Source organism: Kitasatospora sp. NPDC001540 (genome assembly GCF_042894345.1).
GTDB classification, from domain to species: Bacteria; Actinomycetota; Actinomycetes; order Streptomycetales; family Streptomycetaceae; genus Kitasatospora; species Kitasatospora phosalacinea_C.
Map to the genome: position 1 here is coordinate 36,328 of NZ_JBIAVO010000044.1, position 24,609 is coordinate 60,936.

The 24,609-nt window shown below is 69.9% G+C and carries 21 protein-coding genes and 1 pseudogene; 19 read left to right on the forward strand and 3 right to left on the reverse strand.

What is annotated here, in order from left to right:
- The first annotated feature begins 1 nt into the window (after position 1).
- The 3 genes from ACFY00_RS33670 to rfbB all read left to right on the forward strand — a co-directional run bounded on the left by ACFY00_RS33670 (position 2) and on the right by rfbB (position 3,169).
- Complete coding sequence (locus tag ACFY00_RS33670) at positions 2-1,039, forward strand: methyltransferase (protein WP_285740051.1); 1,038 nt, start codon at positions 2-4, stop codon at positions 1,037-1,039.
- Positions 1,040-1,106: 67 nt separating this feature from the next.
- Complete coding sequence (locus ACFY00_RS33675) at positions 1,107-2,180, forward strand: glucose-1-phosphate thymidylyltransferase (protein ID WP_285740052.1); 1,074 nt, start codon at positions 1,107-1,109, stop codon at positions 2,178-2,180.
- Complete coding sequence (rfbB, locus tag ACFY00_RS33680; protein WP_388036850.1) at positions 2,177-3,169, forward strand: dTDP-glucose 4,6-dehydratase; 993 nt, start codon at positions 2,177-2,179, stop codon at positions 3,167-3,169. The genes ACFY00_RS33675 and rfbB overlap by 4 nt, the downstream gene beginning before the upstream one ends.
- 40 nt (positions 3,170-3,209) lie before the next feature.
- On the opposite strand, the gene ACFY00_RS33685 is transcribed toward rfbB, so the two are convergent.
- The gene (locus tag ACFY00_RS33685; RefSeq protein WP_388036852.1) at positions 3,210-4,634 is read right to left on the reverse strand and encodes a hypothetical protein; all 1,425 of its coding nucleotides are present in this window, start codon (positions 4,632-4,634) and stop codon (positions 3,210-3,212) included.
- An 801-nt stretch (positions 4,635-5,435) separates the two neighbouring features.
- Between ACFY00_RS33685 and ACFY00_RS33690 the strand changes: the two genes are divergently transcribed.
- From ACFY00_RS33690 to ACFY00_RS33765, 16 genes and pseudogenes are all read left to right on the forward strand, one after another.
- Positions 5,436-6,188 carry a DUF6042 family protein gene (locus tag ACFY00_RS33690; protein ID WP_388036855.1) on the forward strand — a complete coding sequence of 251 codons (753 nt, stop codon included), beginning with the start codon at positions 5,436-5,438 and terminating at the stop codon, positions 6,186-6,188.
- Between the two features lie 219 nt (positions 6,189-6,407).
- Positions 6,408-6,614 carry a DUF6059 family protein gene (locus ACFY00_RS33695; protein WP_388036892.1) on the forward strand — a complete coding sequence of 69 codons (207 nt, stop codon included), beginning with the start codon at positions 6,408-6,410 and terminating at the stop codon, positions 6,612-6,614.
- 486 nt (positions 6,615-7,100) lie between these two features.
- Positions 7,101-7,730: a TetR/AcrR family transcriptional regulator gene (locus tag ACFY00_RS33700; protein WP_388036858.1), complete on the forward strand. Its 630-nt coding sequence runs from the start codon at positions 7,101-7,103 to the stop codon at positions 7,728-7,730.
- Positions 7,731-8,003: 273 nt separating this feature from the next.
- Positions 8,004-8,231, forward strand: a pseudogene (locus ACFY00_RS33705) (ISL3 family transposase); the annotation flags it as partial.
- Positions 8,232-9,156: 925 nt separating this feature from the next.
- Positions 9,157-10,191: a bifunctional DNA primase/polymerase gene (locus tag ACFY00_RS33710; RefSeq protein ID WP_388036894.1), complete on the forward strand. Its 1,035-nt coding sequence runs from the start codon at positions 9,157-9,159 to the stop codon at positions 10,189-10,191.
- Positions 10,188-11,834, forward strand: coding sequence for a phage/plasmid primase, P4 family (locus tag ACFY00_RS33715; RefSeq protein WP_388036860.1), 1,647 nt, complete (start codon positions 10,188-10,190; stop codon positions 11,832-11,834). The genes ACFY00_RS33710 and ACFY00_RS33715 overlap by 4 nt, the downstream gene beginning before the upstream one ends.
- Positions 11,831-12,235, forward strand: a complete 405-nt coding sequence (locus ACFY00_RS33720) for a DUF6009 family protein (protein ID WP_285740058.1) — start codon at positions 11,831-11,833, stop codon at positions 12,233-12,235. Before ACFY00_RS33715 ends, ACFY00_RS33720 begins: the two co-directional genes overlap by 4 nt.
- 404 nt (positions 12,236-12,639) lie before the next feature.
- Positions 12,640-12,897: a hypothetical protein gene (locus tag ACFY00_RS33725; RefSeq protein WP_285740059.1), complete on the forward strand. Its 258-nt coding sequence runs from the start codon at positions 12,640-12,642 to the stop codon at positions 12,895-12,897.
- 32 nt (positions 12,898-12,929) lie between these two features.
- Entirely contained in the window at positions 12,930-13,271 is a 342-nt protein-coding gene (locus tag ACFY00_RS33730) for a hypothetical protein (protein ID WP_380276922.1), read from the forward strand.
- Between the two features lie 101 nt (positions 13,272-13,372).
- A complete protein-coding gene (locus ACFY00_RS33735) occupies positions 13,373-13,885 on the forward strand; it encodes a DUF6879 family protein (protein ID WP_388036865.1) in 513 nt (170 codons plus the stop codon).
- Positions 13,886-14,244: 359 nt separating this feature from the next.
- Entirely contained in the window at positions 14,245-14,802 is a 558-nt protein-coding gene (locus ACFY00_RS33740) for a Scr1 family TA system antitoxin-like transcriptional regulator (RefSeq protein ID WP_388036897.1), read from the forward strand.
- Positions 14,803-15,274: 472 nt separating this feature from the next.
- Entirely contained in the window at positions 15,275-18,349 is a 3,075-nt protein-coding gene (locus tag ACFY00_RS33745; protein ID WP_388036867.1) for an RHS repeat-associated core domain-containing protein, read from the forward strand.
- Between the two features lie 5 nt (positions 18,350-18,354).
- The gene (locus ACFY00_RS33750; protein WP_388036870.1) at positions 18,355-18,567 is read left to right on the forward strand and encodes a hypothetical protein; all 213 of its coding nucleotides are present in this window, start codon (positions 18,355-18,357) and stop codon (positions 18,565-18,567) included.
- Positions 18,568-18,589: 22 nt separating this feature from the next.
- The gene (locus tag ACFY00_RS33755; RefSeq protein WP_388036873.1) at positions 18,590-18,712 is read left to right on the forward strand and encodes an LPXTG cell wall anchor domain-containing protein; all 123 of its coding nucleotides are present in this window, start codon (positions 18,590-18,592) and stop codon (positions 18,710-18,712) included.
- Positions 18,713-19,233: 521 nt separating this feature from the next.
- Positions 19,234-19,605, forward strand: a complete 372-nt coding sequence (locus ACFY00_RS33760) for a transposase family protein (RefSeq protein WP_388036876.1) — start codon at positions 19,234-19,236, stop codon at positions 19,603-19,605.
- Positions 19,606-19,758: 153 nt separating this feature from the next.
- The gene (locus tag ACFY00_RS33765; RefSeq protein ID WP_388036879.1) at positions 19,759-21,054 is read left to right on the forward strand and encodes a DUF3533 domain-containing protein; all 1,296 of its coding nucleotides are present in this window, start codon (positions 19,759-19,761) and stop codon (positions 21,052-21,054) included.
- A gap of 87 nt (positions 21,055-21,141) precedes the next feature.
- Here ACFY00_RS33765 and ACFY00_RS33770 read toward each other — a convergent pair whose 3' ends face one another.
- On the reverse strand, positions 21,142-21,366 hold the full coding sequence (locus tag ACFY00_RS33770; RefSeq protein ID WP_388036881.1) for a hypothetical protein: 225 nt from the start codon (positions 21,364-21,366) through the stop codon (positions 21,142-21,144).
- A gap of 34 nt (positions 21,367-21,400) precedes the next feature.
- A complete protein-coding gene (locus ACFY00_RS33775) occupies positions 21,401-24,088 on the reverse strand; it encodes a Helicase associated domain protein (protein ID WP_388036884.1) in 2,688 nt (895 codons plus the stop codon).
- Positions 24,089-24,609: the final 521 nt, after the last annotated feature.

The following is a 24,609-nucleotide window of genomic DNA, read 5'->3' on the forward strand; positions in this document are numbered from 1 at the left end:
CATGACGCAGTCCCTGCACGCCGACGCGGTAGCGGCCGCCCGCACACTCGCGCAGCTCAACACCGCATACACCCAGGCGAAGGTGCTGCACAGTGCCGTGGAGCTCGGGCTGTTCGAGGCGCTGGCCTCGGGGCCGGCGACCGCGGACGCGTTGTGCCAGCGCCTGGGCCTGCACCCGCGTCTGGCCCCGGACTTCCTCGGCGCCCTCGTCGGCCTGGACCTGCTGGAGTACCGCGACGGCCAGTACCACAACGCCCGTCCGGCACAGGTCCTCCTGGTGCCCGGCGGACCGCTGTCGCTCAACGGGTCCATCCGCCAGCACGGCAAGGTGCACTACGGCCTGTGGGCCGACCTGACCGATGCGCTGCGCGACGGCCGGGCGAAGTCCGGTCCGCAGACGCCGGCCGGCGCGGTCACCACGGAGCAGACCGACCTGGACGCGGCCCGCCGCTTCATGGCGCACATGGACTCCTTCAACTCGATCGTCGCCCCCGAGCTGGCGCAGAAGGTCGACTGGAGCAAGTACCGCACCTTCGTCGACGTCGGCGGGGCGCGCGGCAACCTGTCGGGCCTTCTGGTCAAGGCCCATCCGCACCTGAGCGGGACCGTGTTCGACGTGCCGGGGCTGCGCCCCCTGTTCGACGAGCACATGGAGACCCTCGGCACCACCGGCAAGGTCGGCTTCCAGGGCGGCGACTTCTTCTCCGACCCGCTCCCCGAGGCCGACGTCGTGATCTTCGGACACGTGCTGCACGACTGGCCGGAGGAGGCCCGCAAGAAGCTGATCGAGCGCGCCTTCCCCGCGGTCCGGCCCGGTGGCGCCCTCCTCGTCTACGACGCCATGATCGAGGACGGCGGCTTCGACGCGCACGCGCACCTGCAGAGCCTGATCTGCAGTCTGATGCGCGACGGCGGCTCGGAGTACACCGAGGGTGCCGCCCGCGAGTGGGCCGAGAAGGCGGGCTTCCGCGCGCAGGACGTGTTGCGGCTGAACACCGTGACCAATGACCGCCTGCTCATCGCGGTCAAGGACGCCTGACAGCGGCCCGGACGCCGTCCGCCCTCGGGCACACCCAATCCTTGACGCGGTAGAAGAGAGACACAGCATGAAGGCTCTCGTCCTGTCCGGGGGCAGCGGCACACGACTGCGCCCGTTGAGCTACTCCATACCCAAGCAACTCGTGCCCGTCGGCAACGCACCCGTGCTGTTCCACTGCCTGGCCAACATCCGCGACGCGGGCATCACCGAGGTCGGCATCATCATCGGCGACAACGGCGAGGAGATCCGCCGGGCCGTGGGCGACGGATCCGACCTCGGTCTGCAGGTCACCTTCATCCGACAGGAGGCCCCCCTGGGCCTGGCACACTGCGTGCAGATCGCCGAACCGTTCCTGGACGGCGAGTCCTTCATCATGTACTTGGGCGACAACGTGCTCGTCGGCGGCGTGGCCCCGCACGCCGAACGCTTCCGGACGAACCGGCCCGACGCCCAGGTGCTGGTGTGCAAGGTCGCAGATCCGCGCCACTACGGCGTCGCCGTGCTGGGGCCGGACGGCGCCGTCGAGCAGCTGATCGAGAAACCGTCCGAGCCGGTCGCCGACACCGCTCTGATCGGGGTGTACTTCTTCACCAAGGAGGTGCACACCGCGGTGGCCAGCATCCAGCCCAGCGCACGCGGGGAGCTGGAGATCACCGACGCCATCGAGTGGCTGCGGAAGAACGGCAGGAACGTACGGGCGGAGGTCTTCGAGGGCTACTGGAAGGACACCGGGCGCATCGAGGACGTCCTTGCCTGCAACCGCGTCCTGCTGGAGGCGCTCACCCCGTCCGTGGCCGGCAAGGTCGACGACGAGAGCGAGCTGGTGGGCCCGGGTCCGTTCGTCATCGAGGCCGGCGCGGTGATCGAGCGCTCCACCCTCATCGGTCCGGTGACGGTGGCCGCCGGTGCCGTCGTGCGCGACAGCACGATCGGCCCGTCGGTCTCGATCGGCCGCGACGCGGTGGTGGAACAGGCCGGCGTCGAGGACTCGATCGTGATGGACGGGTCCACCATCCGCGGTGTGCGGGGTGTCCACGGCTCCCTCATCGGCCGCAACGCCGAGGTCAGCCACGCGGCCGAAGCCCCTGCCCGCCACCGCTTCGTCCTTGGCGACGACTCCCGGATCGAGGCCGCCGCGTGAGGATCCTCGTCACCGGCGGCGCCGGCTTCATCGGCTCGCACTACGTCCGCAGCCTCCTGGCGGGCCAGTACCCCGCGTACCGCGGAGCCCAGGTCACGGTCGTGGACAAACTCACCTACGCGGGCACGACCACGAGCCTGCCCATGGCCGACCCCCGCCTGCAGTTCGTCCACGCGGACATCTGCGACGCCGAGCCGCTCCTCGAACTGCTGCCGGGCCACGACGCCGTCGTGCACTTCGCGGCCGAGTCGCACGTGGACCGGTCGATCGGCGGAGCCGCGGAGTTCGTGCGCACCAACGTCCAGGGCACCCACAACCTGCTGGAGTGCAGTCGTCTGACCGGCGTCCCGCGCGTGGTGGTGGTGTCGACCGACGAGGTCTACGGGAGCATCGCCACCGGCTCGTGGACGGAGGAGAGCCGGTTGGAGCCCAACTCCCCCTACTCGGCGTCCAAAGCCGCAGCCGATCTCATCGCCCGCTCCTACTGGCGCACCCACGCGATGGACATCTCCATCACGCGGTGTTCCAACAACTACGGCCCCTACCAGTTCCCCGAGAAGGTCATCCCGCTGTTCATCTCCAACCTCATGGACGGCAAGCCGGTGCCGCTCTACGGTGACGGCTCCAACGTCCGCGAGTGGCTGCACGTCGACGACCACTGCCGGGCGATCCAAGCGGTCCTCGAAGGTGGACGGGCCGGAGAGGTCTACAACGTCGGCGGCGGCCGGTCGCTGACGAACAAGGAGCTCACCGAACTCCTGATCACCCTGTGCGGAGCGGACTGGAGCGCCGTCCGTCACGTCGAGGACCGCAAGGGCCACGACCAGCGCTACGCGGTGGACGATTCGAAGATCCGTGAACAGCTCGGCTTCCGCAACCAGGTGGCCTTCGAGCAGGGCCTGGCCGACGTGGTGCGCTGGTACCAGGACAACCGCTCGTGGTGGGAACCGCTGCGCCGCCGTGAGGAAGCCGCCCTGCCCCGGACCTGAGGGGGCGGCGGCGCAGTCGGTCACTGCGCCGCCCTGCCCCTCAGCTGATCCCTCCCAGGGACGCCAGCGCGTTGGCCGCCGCCTGCGTGCAGTCCTGGCACGTGCCGTCGCTCTGGAGGGGGCCGCTGACGCGGGCTCCGCAATCCAGGCAGTACGCCTCGGCCGGCACGGCGTCAGCGCCCTCCCGCCGTCCCGTCCGACGTCTCCGGCTGCGGTGCGCCTCATCGTGGTGCTCTACGCACCGGGGACAGCGCCTGCCGCTGTCGATGACGAACCCGTCCTCGCAGCGCGGATCCGGACATTCCCGTCCGCAGCCGTCGACCTGACATCGGTAGGGGCCCAGGATCCGTACGGCGGCACCCACCGGATGCGCCAGGCCGGCCCCGCCAGTAGCGGTGTCGGCCGCCGCCGCGAGTCCCCAGGTGTACCAGCGCCGGTCCGCTCGTGCGATGAGCTGTTCGGCCGTCCTGGTCTGGCACTCCTGCAGGATGACGTCGCGGAGCACCGGCGGTCTCCATTTCGGAAGCATTCTGCGCAGCTCGGTCGGTAGCCCCAGTTCGACCGTGCGCACGAGCATGAGCGCGGCGCGGTCGGTCGGCGCCCCAGCCGCGCCGCACGCGCTCGGAACACCGGCGTGCAGTGACGGCCGTGAAGTGCGCACGCTCCCACTACCTGTAGGAGGCCTACGGCCGGCAGCGGCGCTACGCGCCGAAGGCGCTGCGCTCGGCTCTTGTTCTATTTCTACTTGGTCTACTTCCACCCCCTCGGCCGGGGGTACGGGCCCCCCGGCCGAGGGGGTGCGTACCCCCGGCCGAGGGGGTACGGACCGGTCCGGGGGGCGGCGGGTTCCCCCTGCTCGTCCCGTACCCCCTCCCGAGGGGGTACGGGGACGGGACCCCAGGAAGGGAACCGGTGGCACCACCGCGTCGCCGTTCTGCTTGGCGCGGACACGTGCCTCGGACGTCTCTGCGCACCGGTCCTTGATGGTCTGACGGGTATCGGCCAGCCAGGCGTCGAACTCGGCTTCGCGGGCCTGTCGCTCGTTCTTGTTCTCCTCCTCGGCAGGCCGGTACCGGGCGTACCAATCCCCCATGGACTGCGGACCTGAATAGCCCGCAGGCGGCGTCTGATGCACGATGTAGCGGTTGCGGCGCTTCAGGCCCGCGGTCGTGCGGATAACCTCGACAGCCCCGATGACCTCGAGCTGGAGCATGTACTTGGACACGTTCTCCGGCTTCTTGAGCCCGATGATCCGAGCGAGGGTGAGGAGACTCGGCCATACCTCGTTGTCCTCGCGCGAGGCGTTGAGGTGTGCCGAGAGCGCCCAGTAGAGAGTCCTCGCCTCACAGTCCACGCCGGACAGCAGGACCCAGTCGCTGACCTGCGTGAACGGGGCGCGCCGACCCGGAGTCAGGTTCAGCGGCTGGTCCGAGAGGTGGTGGTGCTGACCGGTTTGCTCGCTCATCGGCAAGCTCCTGCGACCTGCCGGGATGCGATGCCCCCGGCGGCGAGGGAGCCGGACGACGGAGGAACCCTCGTTGCCGGGAGAGGGAAGCGGGCAGGTCGCGTGCCAGTCCTTCGGTGCAGCTCTAACTCGATCATCGGCGCCATCTCTCCCCCTGTCGGCGTCAGGCGCTGGCCTTCGTGGATAGTAGGCAGTTCGTGACCGGCTTGACCAGCCTCTTCTGGCAGTTGACCTGCCATTGATCGGCGGGAGAGTTATGGGCCGGTTTCCAGCAGTTCGTCCATGAATTACAGTGGCGAAAGCCGGGGTGAGATCCTGCCGCAAATGGGGTGCGCCTGGCGTGGTGGCGGCCCGCTGAGCGCCCTGGCGCGACTTTCCCCTCGGCCAGTCCTCCCGCCTTCGATCCCGAAAGCCCTATGGGTGGATTTGCTTACTGAACCGGCATTGGCTGCGGCGGGAGACTGGTACAACAGGACGAGGGGCGTGTCCTCACCGTCGAGCGATGGCCGCACGTGCGCCAGCTCACCCCGGGCTGCCACCTGGCAAGCTCTCAACTTGCTCTCAGTTCTCAGAAGGACCTTGCGGAAAGGCGGAATTGTTGCTAAGGGACTCGCGGACATCCAGTAGCCGCATCAATCTGCTGAAGGTTGCACGGGGAGCCCGCCCACGCGATGGCGCGGACCGGAAGGGGCTGGAAATGCCTGAGGTGAGGGGCGGGCTCAAGGTGCAGGAAAAACGCGGGCGGAGGAAAGCTCCTCTGGACCTGGCCGTCTGGCCCATTCGGACAGGTGGCGAGCTCTGGTGAGCGCTCCGATCTGGTCGGAACATGACGCGATGCGTCATGTTCAGGCAGTAACCGCCAAGGGTTGGCTGAGAGTACGCCCGGCATCCATGGGATTGCTGTTGATCGGCTCAGGAGTGAGTCAGTTCGCGCCCACCCGGGACCAGTTGGCGGCATATGCACGCAACGGCGCCAACCCCCGTGGCGAGCTCTCGGGCACCTGCTGGCCGCCTCCACCCGACGGGGAACCCGAAGCTGAGGAGTCGTCGAGCCGCCGCGGAACGGTTGCCGACCATGCTGCGCGCTACGGGCTCGAGGTGCCGGAGAGTGTCGACGACCTCATAGGGCTCATGGTTTCTGCAGGAATTCTCGTCGAGGCCTGCGACGAACTCGGCACACCCCGACTGAGGCCGCGCAAGCCGCTCCCCGATCTCGATGAAATCTTTCCACTCGACGAGGAGGAAAGGCGCGCCATCGACTCGCTGAAAAGCGCGGAACTCTATGCCGGAAAAGTTCAGTTAATTTCCAGTATGATCCCATCGGAATCCCGCAGAAAAACAGGGATGAGCACAAGCATCAGTCAACTTTCCGAGGCGATAGGCGAAACCCACGACGGCACACGTCGCGCTCTCCTGCTGCTGCTGGAGGACGGTGACGTGTTCAGCAGCGTGGATATTTCCAAAGTAGCCGTCCGCACGGTTTTTCACCTGCGTCGCGACTGGTCCATGTTCCACCAGAAGCGCATTGGCCTGACCCGGTTGGATGAAGTCTGACATCCGACGTGCGCCGCCCGTCCGGCGCCGCAGCCTCGGCTGCAGGGCGGACCCTGTCTCGAGATCGACTGGCCGCGTCGGCGGACTGATCGGGATTCGACCGATCCTCGAAGGCATAGGCCCACCATGAGCCAGGTCGGTTTCGAAGGTGAGGTCGGATTCTTGGCTGGGTTCCTGTGGTGGGCGGCTGGACATGCCCGGCTCAGCTGCGTGCAAATGATGGTCAAGGGTCTCAGTACTATTGGTAAAGGTCTCAGCACAGTCGGCCACCTCTGGTACGCAGCGCCACCGCACGAGGGCGAGCCAAACGAGACAATCCTCACAGCCGACGGGCTTCCGGGTCCGGGTCATCCGGAGCAGCTGAGGACCTGCGCAGGCCTGACGCCACGTGAGCGCCGGGCCTGGGACGAGATCACGCGTTCCTGATCCCACCCGGGCGGGGCCGGCACCCGATCGCCGCATGGCACTTGCCCGCCGAGAAAGGCCCTTCCCGCGGTACTTGAGCGGTATCGAGCGCCAGGCGCCCGGGCGGCACGTCGCGCCGCCCGGGCGCCGAGGTCCCGGCGGCCTGCCGTGCCTCGCTGCGCCCGGCAGCCGCTGACCGGCCGGTGATGACGGCGGGTTGAGGCGCCGGGTTGGAGGGCGGAAGGCGTCACGGAAGAAGCCCAGCCGGTCCTCGTGGCCCCCTGCGGGGGCGTGCGGGCCCGCACGGGCAGAGTGTGGTCGACGTCGCCCTGAAGACTCGCTGAGGGCGGTGCCGATCCGCCCGGACTGGTCGGCACGGCCCGCCCGATGAAGCGGATCCGGGCGCCGAGCGGACCTCGGGATTGACGCCGGAGACGAAGGCCGCGCGAAGCATCATGGCCACATCTTGGTATGGCACCAAATTTGGGTTCAGCCTAAAATAGGACCATGGGACTGCGGGAAACCAAGAAGCAACAGACCCGGGCCGCTCTGTCGGAGACAGCATCAGCGCTGTTCCGCGAGCGAGGCTTTGACGAGGTGAGCGTTGCAGAGATCGCCCGCATGGCCGGCGTATCCGTCAACACCGCCTTCAACTACTTCCCGACCAAGGAGGACCTGTTCTTCGACAGTCAACCGCTGGCGGAGAACCACCTCGCCGACGTGGTCGTGACAGCCCCCAGCGACACCACCCCGGCCGACGCCCTCCTCGCCGATCTCCTGGGCGCCCTACAGCGCAGAGATCCCGCTCTCGGCCTCTGCAAGGACGCGGCCGCGTTCTGGCGCACCGTCGCTGAGAGCCCGACCCTGACGGCCCGGTCACGGGAGATCGCCGAGCGGGCCGAGAGAGCCCTGGCTCATGCGCTCGCCGAACGCAGTGGACGGCAGACAGGCGACCCGGAACCACACCTCCTGGCCGGCGCCCTCTGTGGGGCCTACCGGGCCGCTGTCGGCCAGATCAGACAGCGTGCGATCACGGGTGAGGATCCGAGTCGCGTCCTTGACGAACTCGGCCCAACCATCGAATACCTCTTCAGCCACCTGCGCGGCCTCGCGCAGCCGCTGCCACCACCATCCTGAGCCACCTCGAGCTTCGAGACGCCGACTTCGTCCCCAGGAGGGTTCCGGCTGAACTTCCACGGCCTAAGCGCGGACAACAGGGGCCTGCGACGGCTTTCGTGCCTGCCTCAAAACGCGAGCCCCTCCGCCCCGGCCCGGACACCTACGGAGGACCGTCTTCGCCTGACTAAGCCGCCACCACGCCCCCGTCAGCGCCCGCCAATGACCATCCCGTCCCCGAGGAATACCGGGGACGACACCGCGCTGCTCGACCCACGCCCGCCGCGTACCAAGGTGCGGGTGCGGCGCATGGTGTGCCCGGTGCTGGGGTGTCCGCGGCAGACGTTCCGCGAGCAGGTCCCTGGCCTGATCGAGCGCTACCAGCGGCACACACGCCGTCTCGCCGACCAAGTCGGGGAGATCGTGAAGAAGTTAGCGGGCCGGGCGGGCGCCCGCCTCTCGCGCGTGCTGGCCTGCACGATCTCCCGCTCGACCGGCCTGCGGCTGCTCATGCGCCAGCCGGCCGGCCGGCCAGCATGAGAGCGTCGTGCTCAGCAGCGTACTCAGTCCAAAAAAAGCCAGCGACTGTCCGGAAACGGCGCCGGTAGCTGGCAGATCGCTTCGGTAGCTGGGCAAAAAGCCTGGTCAGAGCGGTGATGCCCGTGTTTCAGCGACTGGAGCGACTCGGGGTTGGGTATATCAGACATTCGTGTGCGCGCGTACGCGTTCATACACCCGACCTTCAGTCGCTTCAGTCGCTGAACTGGCTTCGCAACGCCTCTGAGCTGCAGGTTTCCTCCGAGGCCTGGTGCAGCGACTGAAACGACTCAGTCGCTGCACCCCACCTTCGGTCGCTGGACTTCCGGCAGGACGTGTGCGGCTGCTTGCAGGCGACACGCCCGAGGAGCAGCGGATGGTGGTTCATGCCGGTTCCTTGGTCGCTCCAGTCGGTGCGGCGCGGAGCGACTGGAATGAGCTCGGTCGCTCCGGTCGCTGAGGTCAGTAGCTGCTCAAAAAGCCTGGTCAGAGCGGTGATGCCCGTGTTTCAGCGACTGGAGCGACTCGGGGTTGGGTATATCAGACATTCGTGTGCGCGCGTACGCGTTCATACACCCGACCTTCAGTCGCTTCAGTCGCTGAACTGGCTTCGCAACGCCTCTGAGCTGCAGGTTTCCTCCGAGGCCTGGTGCAGCGACTGAAACGACTCAGTCGCTGCACCCCACCTTCGGTCGCTGCAGGCAAAAGCCGGGGCGACACACGGGGCGCCTCCCGCTGGGCTAGTCTGTTCCTCCATATTGGAAACTCAGTCGCTTCGGTCGCTGCGAGCGCTCTGACCAGGGAAGATGTGTCGGCGACCCGATAAAGGCAGCAGGTACGGCCCAGGGGAGGGAGAGCTGAGGTGCCCACCAGCACGCCCACGAACACCCCGCCCGCCAGCCCTCTCACCGTGGCTCGGTGGTGCGCGGCCCAGGGCTGGCCGGTGCACCCCCTCACGCCGGGAAGCAAACTCCCCGCCGCTAACTGCGCCACCTGTACGACCCGCGGCCACACCGCGACCAACTGCCCGTGCCGCGGCGCCGGCCGGTGGTGCCACGGTTTCCTTGCTGCGACGACCGATCCGGCGGTCATCGACGCCTGGTGGGCCCTCAACCCCGCTTTCGGCGTCGGCATCGCCTGTGGACCGGCCGGCCTGGTGGTCATCGACGTCGACGCCCACCAGCAGGCCGTCCCCGAACGTGACCGGCTCCTGCCAGGCATCGCCATCCCCGACACCGTCGACCTCACCGGTCTCGCCAACGGCTTCCACACCTTGGCCCTCCTCGCCGCCCTACGAGGCCAGCCCGACCCGTCCCACGACAGCGGAACCCTCAGGGTGCGAACTCCCTCCGGTGGCACGCACATCTGGTACCGGGCCCATCCCCACCTCCCGATCCGGTCCTCCTCCGGTTCCGGCAAAACCCGGGCCCTGGCCTGGCAGGTCGACGTCCGCGCCCAGGGCGGCTACATCATCGCCCCCGGCACCACCACGGCCGCCGGTACCTACAGCCCGATCGGCCGTGCCCGCACACCCGCGCCGCTGCCGACCTGGCTCGCCGCGGAACTCCTGCGCACCCACCACACCGACCCGCCCGCCCCGGCCACGGCTGCTCCGCAGGGGCCCCCGCCCAGAGCCCGTCAGGCCATCGCGGCCGCGGGCGGCCGCAGTCCGGCGCACTCCATGCTGGCGGGCCTGCTCGACGACGTCGCAGCCTGCTCCACTGCCGCGGAAGGCACCGGATTCTCCGAGAAGCTCAACCGCGCAGCCTTCACCGCCGGAGGCCTCGTCGCCGGCGGATACCTGACCGAGGACCAGGCCGAGGACCTCCTGCGCCAGGCCGCAGCGACTGCCCGGCCCCACCAGCACCGCCGCAGCGAAACGATCATCAGGGCGGGGCTCGCCGCAGGCACCCGGAGCCCGCTCCATCCGCGAGGACGCGCATGAACCCCTCCGACACCCCGGGGACGGGCCCCTTCGACCCGGTGGCAGCCGCCCAGCAGATCCTGGCCGCCACCCCACCGCCCCCCACCGCCGACCCGACCGACCCACCCGCCCGCCACCCCCTGGACCCGGTGCAAGACAGCCTCCTCGACATCCCGGCCGCCCCGGCCGCCCCGGCCGACAACCGGCTGCCCGCCGCCCTGCAGGCCCAGCCGCGGCCCACCGCGCACCTCTCCCTGCCCGCACCCGCGCTCACCGCAACCCCCGCCGGGCTGCTGCCCGACTCGCTCAGCGACCGCGGCAACGCCAAGCTCTTCGTCCGCCTCTACGGAGGCGACTACCGCTACGTGCCCGGCCTGGGCTGGTACCGGTGGGCCGGCCACCGGTGGGAGATCGACGAGACCGACACCGTCCTGTGGGCCGCCGGCGACCTCGCCGAACAACTGGCCCTGCACGACCCCACCGGCACCTACACCACCACCGAACTGCGCCGCCACCGCAAGCGCGCCCTGTCCACCAGCGGGATGACCGCGATGCTGGAGCAGGCCAAGGCCGCCCCCGGCATGGTCATGCACGCCTTCGCCCTGGACGCCGACCCCTACGCCCTGTGCACCCCCGGCGGCGTCGTCGACCTGCGCACCGGCCTGATGACGGCGCCCGACCCCCGCACCCAGCGCCACTCCCGCTCCACCACCGTCGCGCCCGTCGACATGCCCACCCCGCGCTGGACCCGCTTCCTCGAGGACACCTTCGGCACCGACCCCGCAGGCCGTGAGATGATCGACTTCCTGCACCTGTGCCTGGGCTACTCCATCTCCGGCGACGTCGGCGCCCAGATCATGCCCTTCCTCTACGGCAAGGGGAAGAACGGCAAGTCCGTCCTCCTGGACGTCATGCTGCAGCTCATGGGCGACTACGCGGATGCCGCCCCGCCCGGCTTCCTCATGGCCAAGGCCTTCGACAGCCACCCCACCGACCTCGCCGAACTCCACGGCCGGCGCATCATCCTGTGCTCCGAGCTCAAGCCAGGCGACCGCTTCGACGAGGGCCGCTTCAAACTCCTCACCGGCGGCGACAAGATCAAGGCCCGCCGCATGCGCCAGGACTTCTTCTCCTTCACCCCCACCCACAAGCTCTGGCTGCTCGGCAACCACCGCCCCGAAGTCAACTCGGGCGGCTTCGCGTTCTGGCGCCGCATGCGCCTGATCCCCTTCGAACGCGTCGTCGCCGAAGAACGCAAGATCGACAACCTGGCCAGCCTCCTCGCCTCCGAGGAAGGCCCCGGCATCCTCGCCTGGCTCGTCACCGGCGCCCGCCGCTACTTCGCCGGCGAGAAGGACCTCACCGGCCCCCAGAGCGTCCAGCTCGCCACCACCGCCTATGCCGAGACCGAGGACAGCACCGGCCGCTTCCTCACCGACGCCTGCAAGATCGCCGACGGCCTGCGCGCCGAGCAGTCCCAGCTCTACAGCGCCTACAGTCGCTGGTGCGCCGAAGAAGGCGCCAACCCCGCCAGCGCCCGCGCATTCGCCGCACGTGTACGCGACACACTGGGTATGACCTCACCGAAACAGATGGTCCTGTCCAACTCCCGCAAGTACTACCCCGGGATCGGCCTCCTGGCCGACGAGGAGCCGCAGCCGTGAGCGCCCTGATCGACCCCGCCGACCTCGCCCACGAAACCGACATCGTCTGGCTCGAGGACATCGCCGAACTCGACTACGTCCGCCAGTCCCTCGAGCGCCTCAACTCCCGCAAGGGCAAACCCCCCTACCACAGCGCCGGCCGCATGGTCGGTTACGCCGTCCTGGGCCCCACCGCCCGCTCCTCCCGGGTCTCCGGCACCTTCCGCCGCCGCGTCTTCTGGCTCCTGCCCCACGACCGCGACACCGAACCCGACGGCCTCTACGCCACCGGTGCCCCCTCCGAAGCCGTCGACCCCCGCACCATCGCCCCCACCGTCAAAGGCGACAAGACCGAACGCTCCCAAGGCGGCCCAGCCTCACCCGCCATGGTCGAACTCGGCATAATGCTCCCACGCACCTGATCTGTCGCAACCAGTGCAGCGGGCCACGGTGGGCAAGGCTTCATACGGTGCGGCGGGGTCCGCCCCGGACCAGCTCTCCTCGGTGTCCGGCCCGGGACAGGGCGGGCGCCGACCTGCTGGGGGAGGGCCGCGCTGACCTTCGGGTCGCCCTCGATCCGGGCGGTGACGGAGGTGGCCGGCCTCGCTGCGCCGGGACGGCTTCGGCCGGCATCCGGCGCAGCTCGTGCGACGGCAGGGGAAGGGAGGCGTCCCGGGCGAGCACCGGTGCTCCCGTCGAGGGAAGCGACCCGCATCGGCGGGCCGTGGGCAGGGCAGGGCCGGGACCGATCCGCCCGGGTACTGCTACTGTAACGGGTACGGGTACGTACCCATACGCGTAACGCCGAGAGGGAAGGAACAGCACCGTGGCCGATGCCAACGTGCGCATCCCCGCCGAGACCCGAGACCGCCTCGCCGCCCTCGCCGCCGGTGAACACATGTCCCTGCGCGCCTACCTCGCCCGCCTCGCCGACACCCAGCTCACCCCCGCCGAGCGCGCCGAGCGCGCCGAGCAGGCCCGCCAGAAGCTCCAGGCCTGGAACGGTTACGACCCCGACGCCGTCCACGCCGCGGACCTGGACGCCGAACTCGACCGCCGCCTCGACCAGGCCGCCGGCCTGTGACCGACACGCACGTCGTCCTCGACGACACCGCCATGGTCGCCGCCGGCCGCGGCAACCTCCTCGCCTCCCGCCTCATCCACCGCGCCCACGCCGAAGCCGGCTGGCACCTCTACGCCCCCGCCTGCGCCCTCGTCGAAGCCGACCGCGAACGCCCCGGCACCGCCGAACACCTCGCCGCCCTACCCGCCCTGACCGTCCTCGACCTCGACCTGCCCGCCGTCCTCGCCCTCGCCGCCGACACCACCTGGGCCCAGGCCCACACCCGCTACGCCGCCGCCCCGACCCCCGAGCGGCCCACCGGTGCCCTCGTCGCCACCGTCGACCCGCAGCGCTGGAAGGGCCAGCCGGTGCGCGTCATCGACCTCACCCCGTAGCCGCAGCCCGCAGCGGTGCGCAATCCGCGTCGCTGGATGGCTGACCGGCACACCGGTCACTGCTTCCGCTTCTTGCGGAAGGTGTGCGATGAACGCCGAGGGTGCCGGACTTCGGCGCCCTGCTGGGGAGCGCTGAGCGCTCCGCCTGCCACCTGGAGATGCGCGACTCCTACGGGGAGGACCAGGTGTTCGCCGACTGGCGCGCCGCCCTGCCGGTCGAGCGGCCCGAGGCGTACGACCTGCAGGAGTACGCGGCCTGGGCGGCGCTGGTGCGGGAGACGGTCGGCCGCGGGGCGCAGGTCCGGCGGGCCCGGGTCGTCTCGGAGCCGGCCAGCGCCTACATCCGGTGGGAGCACGCGATCACCGGGCGGCACAACGTCGCGCTCGGCGAGCAGGTGCGCTGGCTGCCCCGCTCGCGGGCCTCCGACCTGCTGCTGCCCGGCAACGACCCGTGGCTGGTCGACGAGCGCCCGGTGCTGTTCCACTGGTTCACCGGCAACGGCGAGTGGGTCGGCCACGAGAGCACCGAGGACCAGGCCGTGGTGAAGGCGGTGGCCGCGGCCTTCGAAACGGTCTGGGAGCGGGCCGTCCCGCACACGCAGTACACCCTCTGACCAACCGTCCACCACCACCGCCGGGCAGCCGGCACCATGTCGTCCACCCCCTCCTCCAGCGTCCTCGAAGCGCGCAAGGCCCTCGCCGCCCGCCTGACCGGCGATGAGCCGTCCACCCGCTGCGGCTGGTACCCGGCGAAGACCTCCCGCATCCAGAGCGGCAAGGCCACCCCGTCCGAAGACGACCTGCGCGCCTGGTGCACCGCCTGCGGCGCCCGATCGCCTCGCCCTCGAAGCTGGTGTCCACCGGCAGGCCGGGCCAGTCCACCCGGCCCTCGCAGGCCAGCCACCACGCCCGGCGATCCTGCGGGCGGCACCGTTTCGGCCTGCTCATCGAGGAGTCGGTGCTGCGCGCCGCGGTGTGCGACCCGGAGACGATGGCCGCCCAGCTCGGCCACCTCCTCGCCGTCGCCTCCAGCCCGTTCGTCAGCATCGGCGTCATCCCGACCGGCCCCTGCAGGCCGCACCTGCCGGTCGAGGACTTCTCCCTCTTCGACGAGGCCGAGGTGGCCGTCGAGCAGATCGAAGGGCCGACGCGGCCGGTGGACCGAGCCGTTGCGGGTCACGCTCGCCTCGGTCGGGCTGGCGCTGGCCGGGCGGGCCGGTGCCCGGCTGGCCGGAGTGTTCGGGGTGTCGGTGAGCCGGAGCACGGTGCTGCGGCTGGTCGAGCACCGACAAGCCGGGCCAGTCGGCCAGGGCGGCGTCCAGCGCCCGCTCCAGGCGCGAGTGGTGGTCGTCCTGCGGTATGCGGGTGTCGTAGTTGTCGGGTTCGGGGGTTTCGTGGGCGCAAGTGGGTGGGTGTGTTCCGGACGTTGTGGAGGTGGCGGGTGCGGACGGGGATTCGGGCGTGGATCGGTCCAGTTCGGTGGGGCGTTCTCGGTGGTGACGGTGGCATCTGCTGGTGGGGCGGGCGCTGACCTCGGGCGGTTGGTGGTGTTTCGTCCACCGGTCGGGGTTGGCGGGTTCCGGGTGTCTGGGGGGAGATTTCGCGGGTAGACGGGGCCCTCTTCTCGGGTCGGTGCGTGTGGGAACGTTTGCGCGGCCCGTCGGCCAGCAGGGTCGGCGGACGTCTTCCTTGGGGGGAAGATGCTCTCTTCACGTGCCCGGAGCACGTCACTCCGGCATGCCCGCTCCAGCGCGGTGGCGGTGGCCCTGGCGGTTGCCGGTGCACTGGTGCCAGCGGTTTCCTGGGCGGAGCCGGCAGCGCCGTCGGGGTGGGGATCGGGTGCGGCGCTGGCCCACCCGGCCGTCCCGGCAGGGGTGACCAAGGCACCGGTTTCCCAGCGTTCCACCTCGCCCCGGCCCGCCGCGTCCCCGGCGCAGCCGCGCTCGAAGGCCCCGGCCCCGTCGCCGCAGGCGAAGTCCTCGCCGGACGCCACACAGGGGGTGGTGTCGCCGCGGGTGTTCGTCCCCTACGGCCAGGGCGAGATCCCGTGGAACAGCTACACGACGGTGCGGCTGGACGACGCGCTGGTGGCGAAGGTGAACCTGTGGGACGGGAACCTGATGCTGGACGCCACGGACCTCGACCTGGCGGCGGTGGGGCAACGCCTGCAGCTGACCCGCACGTTCAACTCGCTCAGCGGCGGCCCCTACGGGCCGTTGGAACACCACTGGTTCGGCGCCTACGACCGCTACTTGCAGGTCTTCTCCGACGAGGTCGTGGCCTACGGACCGTCCGGGGAGAACGTCACCTTCGACGCCAACGCGGACGGCACCTATCAGGTGGCCACCGGCTACGACGAGTCGCTGACCGCGAACACGGACGGCACCTGGACCCTGCTGCACCGCAAGGACGGCACGAAGGAGACCTACGACTCCTCCGGGAACCTGGCGGCGATCACCGACCGCAACGGCGACGCGATCAACGTCACCCAGCACACCGACTCCAACGGGTTCACCACCGGCTCCAAGGCGACCGACGCCCGCTCTGGCCGCTGGATCGACCTCACCGCAACCGGCACCGACACCTGGAAGGCCAGCGACAGCACCGGTCGCACCGTCTCCTACGCCTTCACCGGCCCCGACGACGCGCAGGTGCTGACCGTCACCGACACCGGGGGCCACCCGACCGTCTACGCCTACGACTCCGACTACCGCATCGCGAAGGTCACCACCCCCGAAGGCCGGGCGACTTCCTTCACCTACGACAGCTACGACCGGGTCACCTCCGTCACCCGCGTCACCACCACCGGCGGCAGCACGGGCCTGACCACCCTCTACGCCTACAGCGACTTCCGGGCCGGCACGACGACGGTCACCGACCCGGCGGGCCACGCCAGCGTCTACACCTACGACGGGGACGGGCAGACCACCTCGGTCAAGGACGCCCTGGGCCACTCCCGCTCGGCGACCTGGGACGCCGCGCACAACCAGGCCACCGCCACCGACGCCCTCGGGGTGGGCACCACGCCCGGCAACACCACCACCTTCGGCTGGAGCGGCAACAACCCCACCTCCGCCAAGCTCCCCCTGGGCGCGACCGCCCTGCTCGGCGGCTACGCGGCCCGCGGCGGCGCGCAACTGCCCGCCACCCTCACCGATGCGCAGGGCAACCAGACCACCTACAGCTACGACACCTCCGGCAACCTCACCCAGGCCAAGGACACCACCAGCGGCGGCAGCGCCGCCCACCTCGACTACACCTACAACCCCGCCACCGTGACCTGCGGCGGCTTCCCCGGTCAGCGCTGCTCGGCCACCGACGCGGGCGGCAACAAGACCACCTTCGCCTACGACGCCCAGGGCAACCTGACCACCGTCACCCCGCCCGCCCCGCTCGGCCGGACCACGATCACCTACGACAGCGCGGGACGGCCCGCCACCGTCACCGACGGACGCGGCGTCAAGATCACCTACACCTACGACAGGCACGACCGGCCCACCGCCCTCGACACCCCCACCACCCACATCGCCCTGACCTACGACACCGACGGCAACCTCACCACCCGCACCGACCCGACCGGCACCACCACCTTCCACTACGACCCGCTGGGCCGCGAGGACTGGCGCAAACTCCCCACCGGCGACCAGGCCACCCTCGGCTACGACGCCGCCGGGAACGTGAAGACCTCCACCGACCCGTCCGGCACCCTCACCTACGGCTACGACGACGCCAACCGCCTCACCACGCTCACCGAACCCGGCGGCGCCAAGACCGCCTACACCTACGACGACGACAACCACCGCACCGGCGCCACCCTCCCCGGCGGCGCCAAGCAGACCACCGCCTTCGACAACGACGGCCGCCCCACCTCGATCACCGCCACCAGCGGCACCGGCTCGGTGCTGTCGAAGCTCACCTACACCTACACCACCGGCCCGAACGGCACCGACGGCACCAAGACCGCCACCCGCACCGACAACGCGGGCAACAAGACCACCTACACCTACACCACCCTCGGCCGCCTCACCCGCGCCGTGGAGACCAACTCGGCGGGCACCCGCACCGCGGGCTGGCTCTACTGCTACGACAACGCCGGCAACCTCACCACCACCAACAGCACCGCCACCTCTGCCAGCACCTGCACCGGCCAGAGCGCCACCTACGGCTACAACGCCGCCAACCAGCTCACCAGCTCCGGCGGCTCCACCACCGGCTGGTCCTACGACAACGCCGGCAACGAGAGCGCCGCCGCCTCCCCGACCGGCGCCCGCACTGCCGAGACCTGGACCGACTTCTCCCAGCTCGCGGGGATCACCACGGGAGGCACCCACCTGGATGCCGCCTACGCGGGCACCGACAGCGCCGAACGCACCCGCCTGGGCACCACCACCTTCGCCAACACCGCCCTCGGCGTGACGGCCCTTCAGACCGGCACCACCACCAGCAGCATGATCCGCGAACCGTCGGGCACCCTCACCGGTATGACCCGAGGCGGCGCCACCTACCACTACCTCACCGACGCCCAGGGCTCGGTGACCACCGTGGTCGACAACGCCGGCCAGCAGGTCGACGCCTACACCTACACCCCCTACGGCACCGCCCGCACCACCACCGAAACCGTCCCCCAGCCCTGGCGCTACACCGGCGCCTACCTCGACCCCACCGGCCTCTACAAGCTCGGCGCCCGCTACTACGACCCCGCACTCGCCCGCTTCACCCAGCCCGACCCCTCCGGCCGCGAAACCAACCCCTACGCCTACACCGCAGGCGACCCCGTCAACCACACCGACCCCAACGGCACCAGCCTCATAGGCAGCGTCCAAGGCCTCTGGGACGACGCCAATGATGTCATCGGCACTTTGCAGGACGCCGAAGAAGGAGACGGAGCGGGACTGCTCGGAGACCTCGCCGGGGTGGCCACCGGAATCGTCGTGGAAAGTGGCTGCCAATTCGTTGCGGGCCTGGCCGCTGCTCCGACGGCAGGCATAGGGGGCATGGCGGTGGAGGTGGGATGCGCGGCCATAGCCACATCGGTCGGGGACAGGGCATCCAGTTATGTCGAGCAGAAGGCAGGGTAGCAATTTTGGCTAAATTCTTCGAGTCCCCGTACAGGTCTCCCAAGGCTGTTCGGCGAAACGGCTACCTGACCGTGGTGTCCTCGTCGGTCCTCATGGTGCTGGGACTCGGCATAGGGATTTTCCGCAGCTGGCAGGCAGGCGCCCTGCTCATCGCGATCGGGGCTGCAGGGGTCGCCGTGTTCCTCGTCGGAATGAACATCCTGCGCCGCAGGACATGAATCGACAAAGAAAGGATCGAAAATGCACCAACTGGCTCGCGGGGCCGGTCTCGGAATCGGACCGATCGGTGACGCCGTACTTCTTGCCGTAGGACTCGTGCTCGTGGTGGGAGCAATCGTCTGGTCGCGCCGCCGACGGCGCTGACAACCGGCCCGCTTCTTCTCCTCGCCGTGCTCGCTGCCGCACTCATGGTCTTCTGGAGCATCATCCTTCCTGCTGCGCGTCGGCGCGGAGAAATATGAATAGAAGGAATGCGTGATAGCAGTCGGAGGTTCTGGTTTCTCCGGAGGTGCAACCAGTTCGATCATTGTTGTCGGAGTGGCTGTAGTCATGTTCGTCACCGCAGTTGTCATGGCAAAGAGGTCGAAGAGAAAATAACTGGAGAGACGGGCAGCTTTCCTTCGTGACGGGGGAATCCGCCTCTCGAGTTGGAAGTGCCGGGCCGGGTAGCTCCTGGGCTGCCCGGCCCAGTTCCGTCGAATCCAGAAAAATTCCATCCCCCATCTCTTGGCCAAGGCGGCGTCGTTCCGAGGATCTGTCCGGGGTGATGCCGGTTCAGACGGTTGACGTGGTTTCCGTGTTCGCAGGGCCGGGATGAACGAAGGCAGGCACGGTCTCCGGGTGATCATGAGGTGTCGAAGCCCTGACCACCGCAACGGAAGACCGTGCCTACCCGCTCATCATCGCCCGTCCCAGCTGGCCTGAGCCAGCTCATCACCGCACCGCCGCCCGCCCCCGATGAGCATCCCGGCCTGCTGGACCGCCTGGCCGCCGTACCCGATCCGCGCCGGTCCGCCGGCCGCCGTCATCCCCTGACCTTCGTACTGGCCCTGGCCGCGTGTGCCGTGCTCGCAGGCGCGAAGTACTTGGCTGCGATCGCGGAGTGGGCTGCCGACGCGCCGCCAGCCGTGCTCGCCTCGCTCGGCGGACCGGTGCGCGAACCATTGGAACAACTCCTACGACTCGTCCAGCATCAGGCGTTCCACGATCGTCACGCGAACAACCTACGAGCCCGGACGAGGTGTCTTCCCCCATGAACTTCGCCTCGACAGGGCCGAGCTGACGGAACGTGAGCGCATGGTCGCCCAGTTTCCGTTTTGCGCATATTGTCTGTTTCGTGCCCTGGTCGGGTGTTCGGCCCGGCCTTGGAACAGGGCGGCTGACCGCGAAGCACGAGCGCATGGAGAGGCATGACGAACACCGGGAGCTCCCCCGACAGCCCAAACCGGCCTGGTGCCCCCGATCAGCCGGCCGACGCCGGCGGGGTGTTGGGTCGCTGGAAGAACTGGCTTACGCCGGTCGTACTGAGCGCCTTGGTCGCGTCAGGGCTGTCACTGCTCTACATGGGCAACATCCTGACGCCGCAGAAGCACCTCAACCACATGCCGATCGCCCTGGTTGACTCGGACGCCGGGCCGCCGCTGCCCGGCCAGTCCCGGCCGCTCGGCGCCGAGATCACCGAGCAGGTGGTGGCGGGCAGCCCGCCCGGCGAGATCGACTGGCGGCGGCTCAGCCGGGCGGAGGCCCAGCAGCAGCTGTCCTCCGGCAAGGTCTACGGGGCGCTGGTGGTGCCGGAGGACTTCTCCCGCACGGTTGCCGCCCTGGCCACCGCCGACGCCCCGGCCCGACCGGTGCTCCAGGTACTGACCAATCCGGGCATGGGCGGCCTCGGCTCCGGCATCGCGAGCCAGATCAACCAGACCGCCGCGCACCAGGCGTCCCTGACCATCGGCAAGCAGCTGAGCACCGCCGCCCCGACGGAGACCGCCAAGGCGTTCCTCGCCGACCCGGTCGAGGTGCGCACCGAGGTGGGCCACCCGATCGGCGAGCGCACCGGCGCGGGCCTCGGCGCGTTCTACTACACCCTCCTGCTGTTGTTGGCCGGCTTCATGACCGCCAACATCGTGCACGCCGGACTCGACGTGTCCATGGGCTTCGCGGACGCCGAGATCGGCCCGTTCCACCTGCGCGAACCCACCCTGCGGATCAGCCGCACCCAGGTGCTGCTGGCCAAGATGGGCATGACGGCGGGCGCCTCGGTGGTCTCCGCCAGCCTGGTGATGCTCGCCGCGACCGTCGTCCTCGACATGGACGCCCCACACGCCTGGCAGCTGTGGCTGTACTCGTACTGCGCCGTCACCACCGTCGGCCTCGGCGTGCTGGCGATCATCGCGGCGTTCGGCAACGTCGGGCAACTGGTCGCGATGTTCGTGTTCATCGCCTTCGACCTGCCCGCCTCCGGCGCGACCGTCCCGCTCAGCGCCTCGCCCGGGTTCTACCGCTTCCTCGGCGTGTTCGAGCCGATGCGGCAGATGGTCGACGCCGTCCGGTCGATCCTGTACTTCGACGCCCAGGCCGGCGCGGGACTGGTCCGCGGCTGGCTGATGCTGCCGCTGGGCATCGTGGTGGCGCTGGCCCTCGGTTTCGGCATGACCCGCTACTACGACCGCCGGGGCATGCGCTTCGAACCCGGCCACCGCTCCTGACGCACCCTCGGCCGCGCCTTCCCACCCACTCTCGACCCCATCGTCCGCACGCAGGCGGGCGCCCGTCCCGGGTGCCCGCCTGCGCCGTCACCCCAGGGCGTCGGCCACGCCCGCGCCCGCGAAGGACAGCGCGGTGCCGAGCAGCACCGTGACCGCGAGGTACAGCCCGCAGAGCGCCCGCCGGCCGAACAACCGCGGCCGCTCCTCGGTGACCAGGCCGTCGTCCTTGTCCGCGCACCGGCCGCCCGACCGCACCCGCCGCTGCCACTGCGGCCACGGCGCAGGCAGCCGGTGCCCGCCCCCGCAGTCCACCCCGCCGCAGTGCGACCCCGCCCGAACCCACCGCTCATGCCTGCACCCCCGCCTCTTCGGTCTCCCGCCGCACCGGGGCCAGCTCGGCCGCCCACTCGACCCCGGCCCGGCCCAGCAGATGGAGCTGTTCCGCGCTGAGTTTCGCCCGGCGGTTGCGCTGGTTGGACAGCCATGCTCCCAGGCCCAGCAGCACCGTCTCCACCGCGCCGTCCTCGGCCCCTGAGGGCACCTCCAGCGGCTCCTTGTGGGTCCGGGGCACCCGTACGTGACCCTCGCGCTCAGCGAAGCGCCGCAGGGCCTCCAGGTGCTGCGCGAAGCGGTCCGCCCGGGCCCGCACCGGCCGGGTGGCCTTCTCCGCCTTCGCGGCGGCCTCGGCCGCCAGCTCGGGGTCCTCCTCGATCCCCAGCGCCAGCAGCAGCTCCCGCTGCTCCTCGGCCAGGCCCGCCCAACCGCCGCGCTGCGCCCGCACCCACCGCCCGATCGCCTCGCCCTCGAAACTGGTGTCCACCGGCAGGCCGGGCCAGTCCACCACGCCGTCACAGGCCAGCCACCACGCCCGGCACGCCGCGTACGCGCGCTGCCAGGTGATCGGCCACGAGGGCGCCCACCACGGGTCGATCGCCTCCAACGCGGCCCTGCGCGCGGGCGACAGCGCCCCCGGCTGGTCGACCGGAACCTCGGCCTGCGCCCGCAGCTCCACCAGCCAGGTCCCGATCGCGTACCCGCCGATCGACGCCCGCGACGGCGCGGCCAGCGACCCGTGGTGCTCGGCCGCCCACTGCCGCGCCCAGGCCAGCCCGGCCTCGAACCGGGCGTCCGACACCGACCAGACCATGCCCAGAGAATCCAGCAGCACGACACGGTAGGCAGGCATGTCGCCCGTCGAACGCTCATGACGCCGGTCCGACAGCCACTTACCGAGCGGGAAATTACCCCTCGCACCCACCATCGCGTTGTACGGAACGTCAAGCGAACCGTGCTCCTCAACCCATTTACGACAGTGCTCCATCCCCTCCTTCCAATACACGCTCTCACTGCGGAAAACCTGCGTCGCAACAAACAGCGCAAGCGCGGTCTGACTCACCTTGGACTGGAACCGCACCGGCAACACGAACGCCCCCGACCACTCCTCGCCGCCCTCACCCTCACCAGGCGCACCAGCCAGTTCCGCCCGCGCCCCGGTGGTCCGCCGCCCGCTGCGCTGCGGCACCGCCAACGCCTCCACAAGCCGGGCATCATGCGAACGGATCGCGGTCAAAACCTTGACCAGGGGACCATAGGAATCCGACTCCATAATGTCCCCTGGCTGCTCACCGGCACGCAGGAAAACCGGCACGACAATCCGCGCAACTTTCCCCTCACCGGGCTTCATCCGAAGGGCACGCCCTATCGCCTGGACGATATCGACCATGCTTCCCCGCCCCTGAAGGAGAATGGAATCAGCCCCCGGCATATCGACTCCCTCCCCCAGAACACGACAATTCGCGAGCACCCGGTAGGCCAGGCCGTCGTACTCCTCGGACTTCCCGAAGCCCCCGAGAATCCAGCGGCGGTAATCCGCCGGGTGCTCACCAGAGAGCCACTGCGACCACACCTCCTCAGGGAATCCGTCCGGGTCCTCGCCGCTCAACCGCTCCACCGTCTGGTTCAGCGTCTCCGCGAAGAAGCGCGCCTCCAACGTCCGCGGGTGGAAGGTGATCGTGCGCCGCAGCCCGTACTCCGAGGCGACCTTCAGCAACCCGGCCTGCATCGCCGCGACCCGCTCCACCGGCACCCGGTCCTCAGACCCGTCCTCCGCCTCACCCGCCCCCGCGCCCCACGGCACCGGCTGCGCGGCCGCCGCCTCGGTGTCCGTCTCCGGATCCCGCAACTCCAAGACGACGACCTCGAAGGGCGCCAACAGCCCCCGGTCGATCGCCTCAGCGAGACCCAGCGTATACACCTGCGGCCCGTAAATCGCCTGGTCATCCATGGAAACAGCCAGCTCCTCCGGCAGCGGCTGCCACACCCCGCGACGGCCCCGGCCGCCGTCCTGCTCGACCTCCTGGCCCTCCTCCTCACCCAGCCGACGCCGCCTCGGCGGCTGCCACACCCGCGGCGTAGCCGTCATATACAACCTCCTGGCCGCCGGGATCGCCTCCTGGTCGTGCATCACCGTCCACGCCTTCTCCGCCGACCCCGAGGACCGGTGCGCCTCGTCACACACCATCAGGCCCAACGGCGCCAGCTCCCGCCCCGCCCGCTCCCTCCAGGCCGCATACGCATCCTCCACCGCCCCCGCCGAGGCGTACGTCGAGTACAGCGTCAGCGGCTTCCCCGCAGCCGCCGCCCGGTCGATCCACGACCCGATGACCAGCGGATGCGTCGTCCCCGGCATCCCCTCCGGCAGCTCATCCTGCACCAGCGAGCACACCGCCAACGCCTCACCCGCCCGCCCGGCCTCCACCCACGACGCCCGCATCTGCGTCAGCAGATCCAACGTCGGCACCACCACCATCACCACACCCCGCGGCGCGAGCCGCTGCGCCGCGACCGCCCCCACGAAGCTCTTGCCGGTGCCGGTGGCGAGCTGCACCGTGGCCCGCAGGCCCGCCAGAACCACCTGGTTCGGACGGGGCGTCAGCGCCCGCACAATGGCCTCCACCGCCTCCTCCTGGTGCGGCCTCAGCTTGATGCCCCGGGCCCGACCCTGACGCCCCGCCACCGCCCCGGAAGTCCCCATGCCCTACCTCTCTCGAATAGGCACCCGCCTGCACGCGGGATAGCCCCACAGTCAGTTTTGATGCACGCAGCCGGACGAAACTCGAAGAGAAATTTGACCGATAATACGGCCAATTCAAGGCGACCGAACAGCAGAATACCAGAGCCATCGGACCGCCCGAAGGAAAACGCAGAAACCCGGGAGGGACAGCCATTAAGGCGGGATCGACTGACAGTATTAAGTGAAGCAGGCGTGAGGCTGCCTGATCGTCCGACGGGCGGCATGATCTACCGGAGGCGGGGCAGACGAACGGTGGGTGCCCGCCGACACCAGTCGACCCCGGCCGGTCCGACATGCAGTCGGCGGGCACCCCTTCCCAGCCAGCCCGGCCGCAGACTGCTGCTTCGTCAGCCAAAAACCCAGACCAGCGACTTGACCGAGCCTCAGCCACCCGGGCCGCCGGAGCGAAGCGGAGGCGCGCCCAGGCCCAAAGCGAAGCGGCGGGCCGCACCGCGGCGGAGCCCCGGGGGCGGTCACGCGGC

Coding starts and splice junctions, on each gene's coding strand:
- ACFY00_RS33670 (WP_285740051.1), top strand. CDS start 2: ATGACGCAGTCCCTGCACGCCGACGCGGTAGCGGCCGCCCGCACACTC.
- ACFY00_RS33675 (WP_285740052.1), top strand. CDS start 1,107: ATGAAGGCTCTCGTCCTGTCCGGGGGCAGCGGCACACGACTGCGCCCG.
- ACFY00_RS33685 (WP_388036852.1), bottom strand. CDS start 4,634: ATGAGCGAGCAAACCGGTCAGCACCACCACCTCTCGGACCAGCCGCTG.
- ACFY00_RS33695 (WP_388036892.1), top strand. CDS start 6,408: ATGGTCAAGGGTCTCAGTACTATTGGTAAAGGTCTCAGCACAGTCGGC.
- ACFY00_RS33700 (WP_388036858.1), top strand. CDS start 7,101: ATGGGACTGCGGGAAACCAAGAAGCAACAGACCCGGGCCGCTCTGTCG.
- ACFY00_RS33715 (WP_388036860.1), top strand. CDS start 10,188: ATGAACCCCTCCGACACCCCGGGGACGGGCCCCTTCGACCCGGTGGCA.
- ACFY00_RS33730 (WP_380276922.1), top strand. CDS start 12,930: ATGGTCGCCGCCGGCCGCGGCAACCTCCTCGCCTCCCGCCTCATCCAC.
- ACFY00_RS33755 (WP_388036873.1), top strand. CDS start 18,590: ATGCACCAACTGGCTCGCGGGGCCGGTCTCGGAATCGGACCGATCGGT.
- ACFY00_RS33765 (WP_388036879.1), top strand. CDS start 19,759: ATGACGAACACCGGGAGCTCCCCCGACAGCCCAAACCGGCCTGGTGCC.
- ACFY00_RS33775 (WP_388036884.1), bottom strand. CDS start 24,088: ATGGGGACTTCCGGGGCGGTGGCGGGGCGTCAGGGTCGGGCCCGGGGC.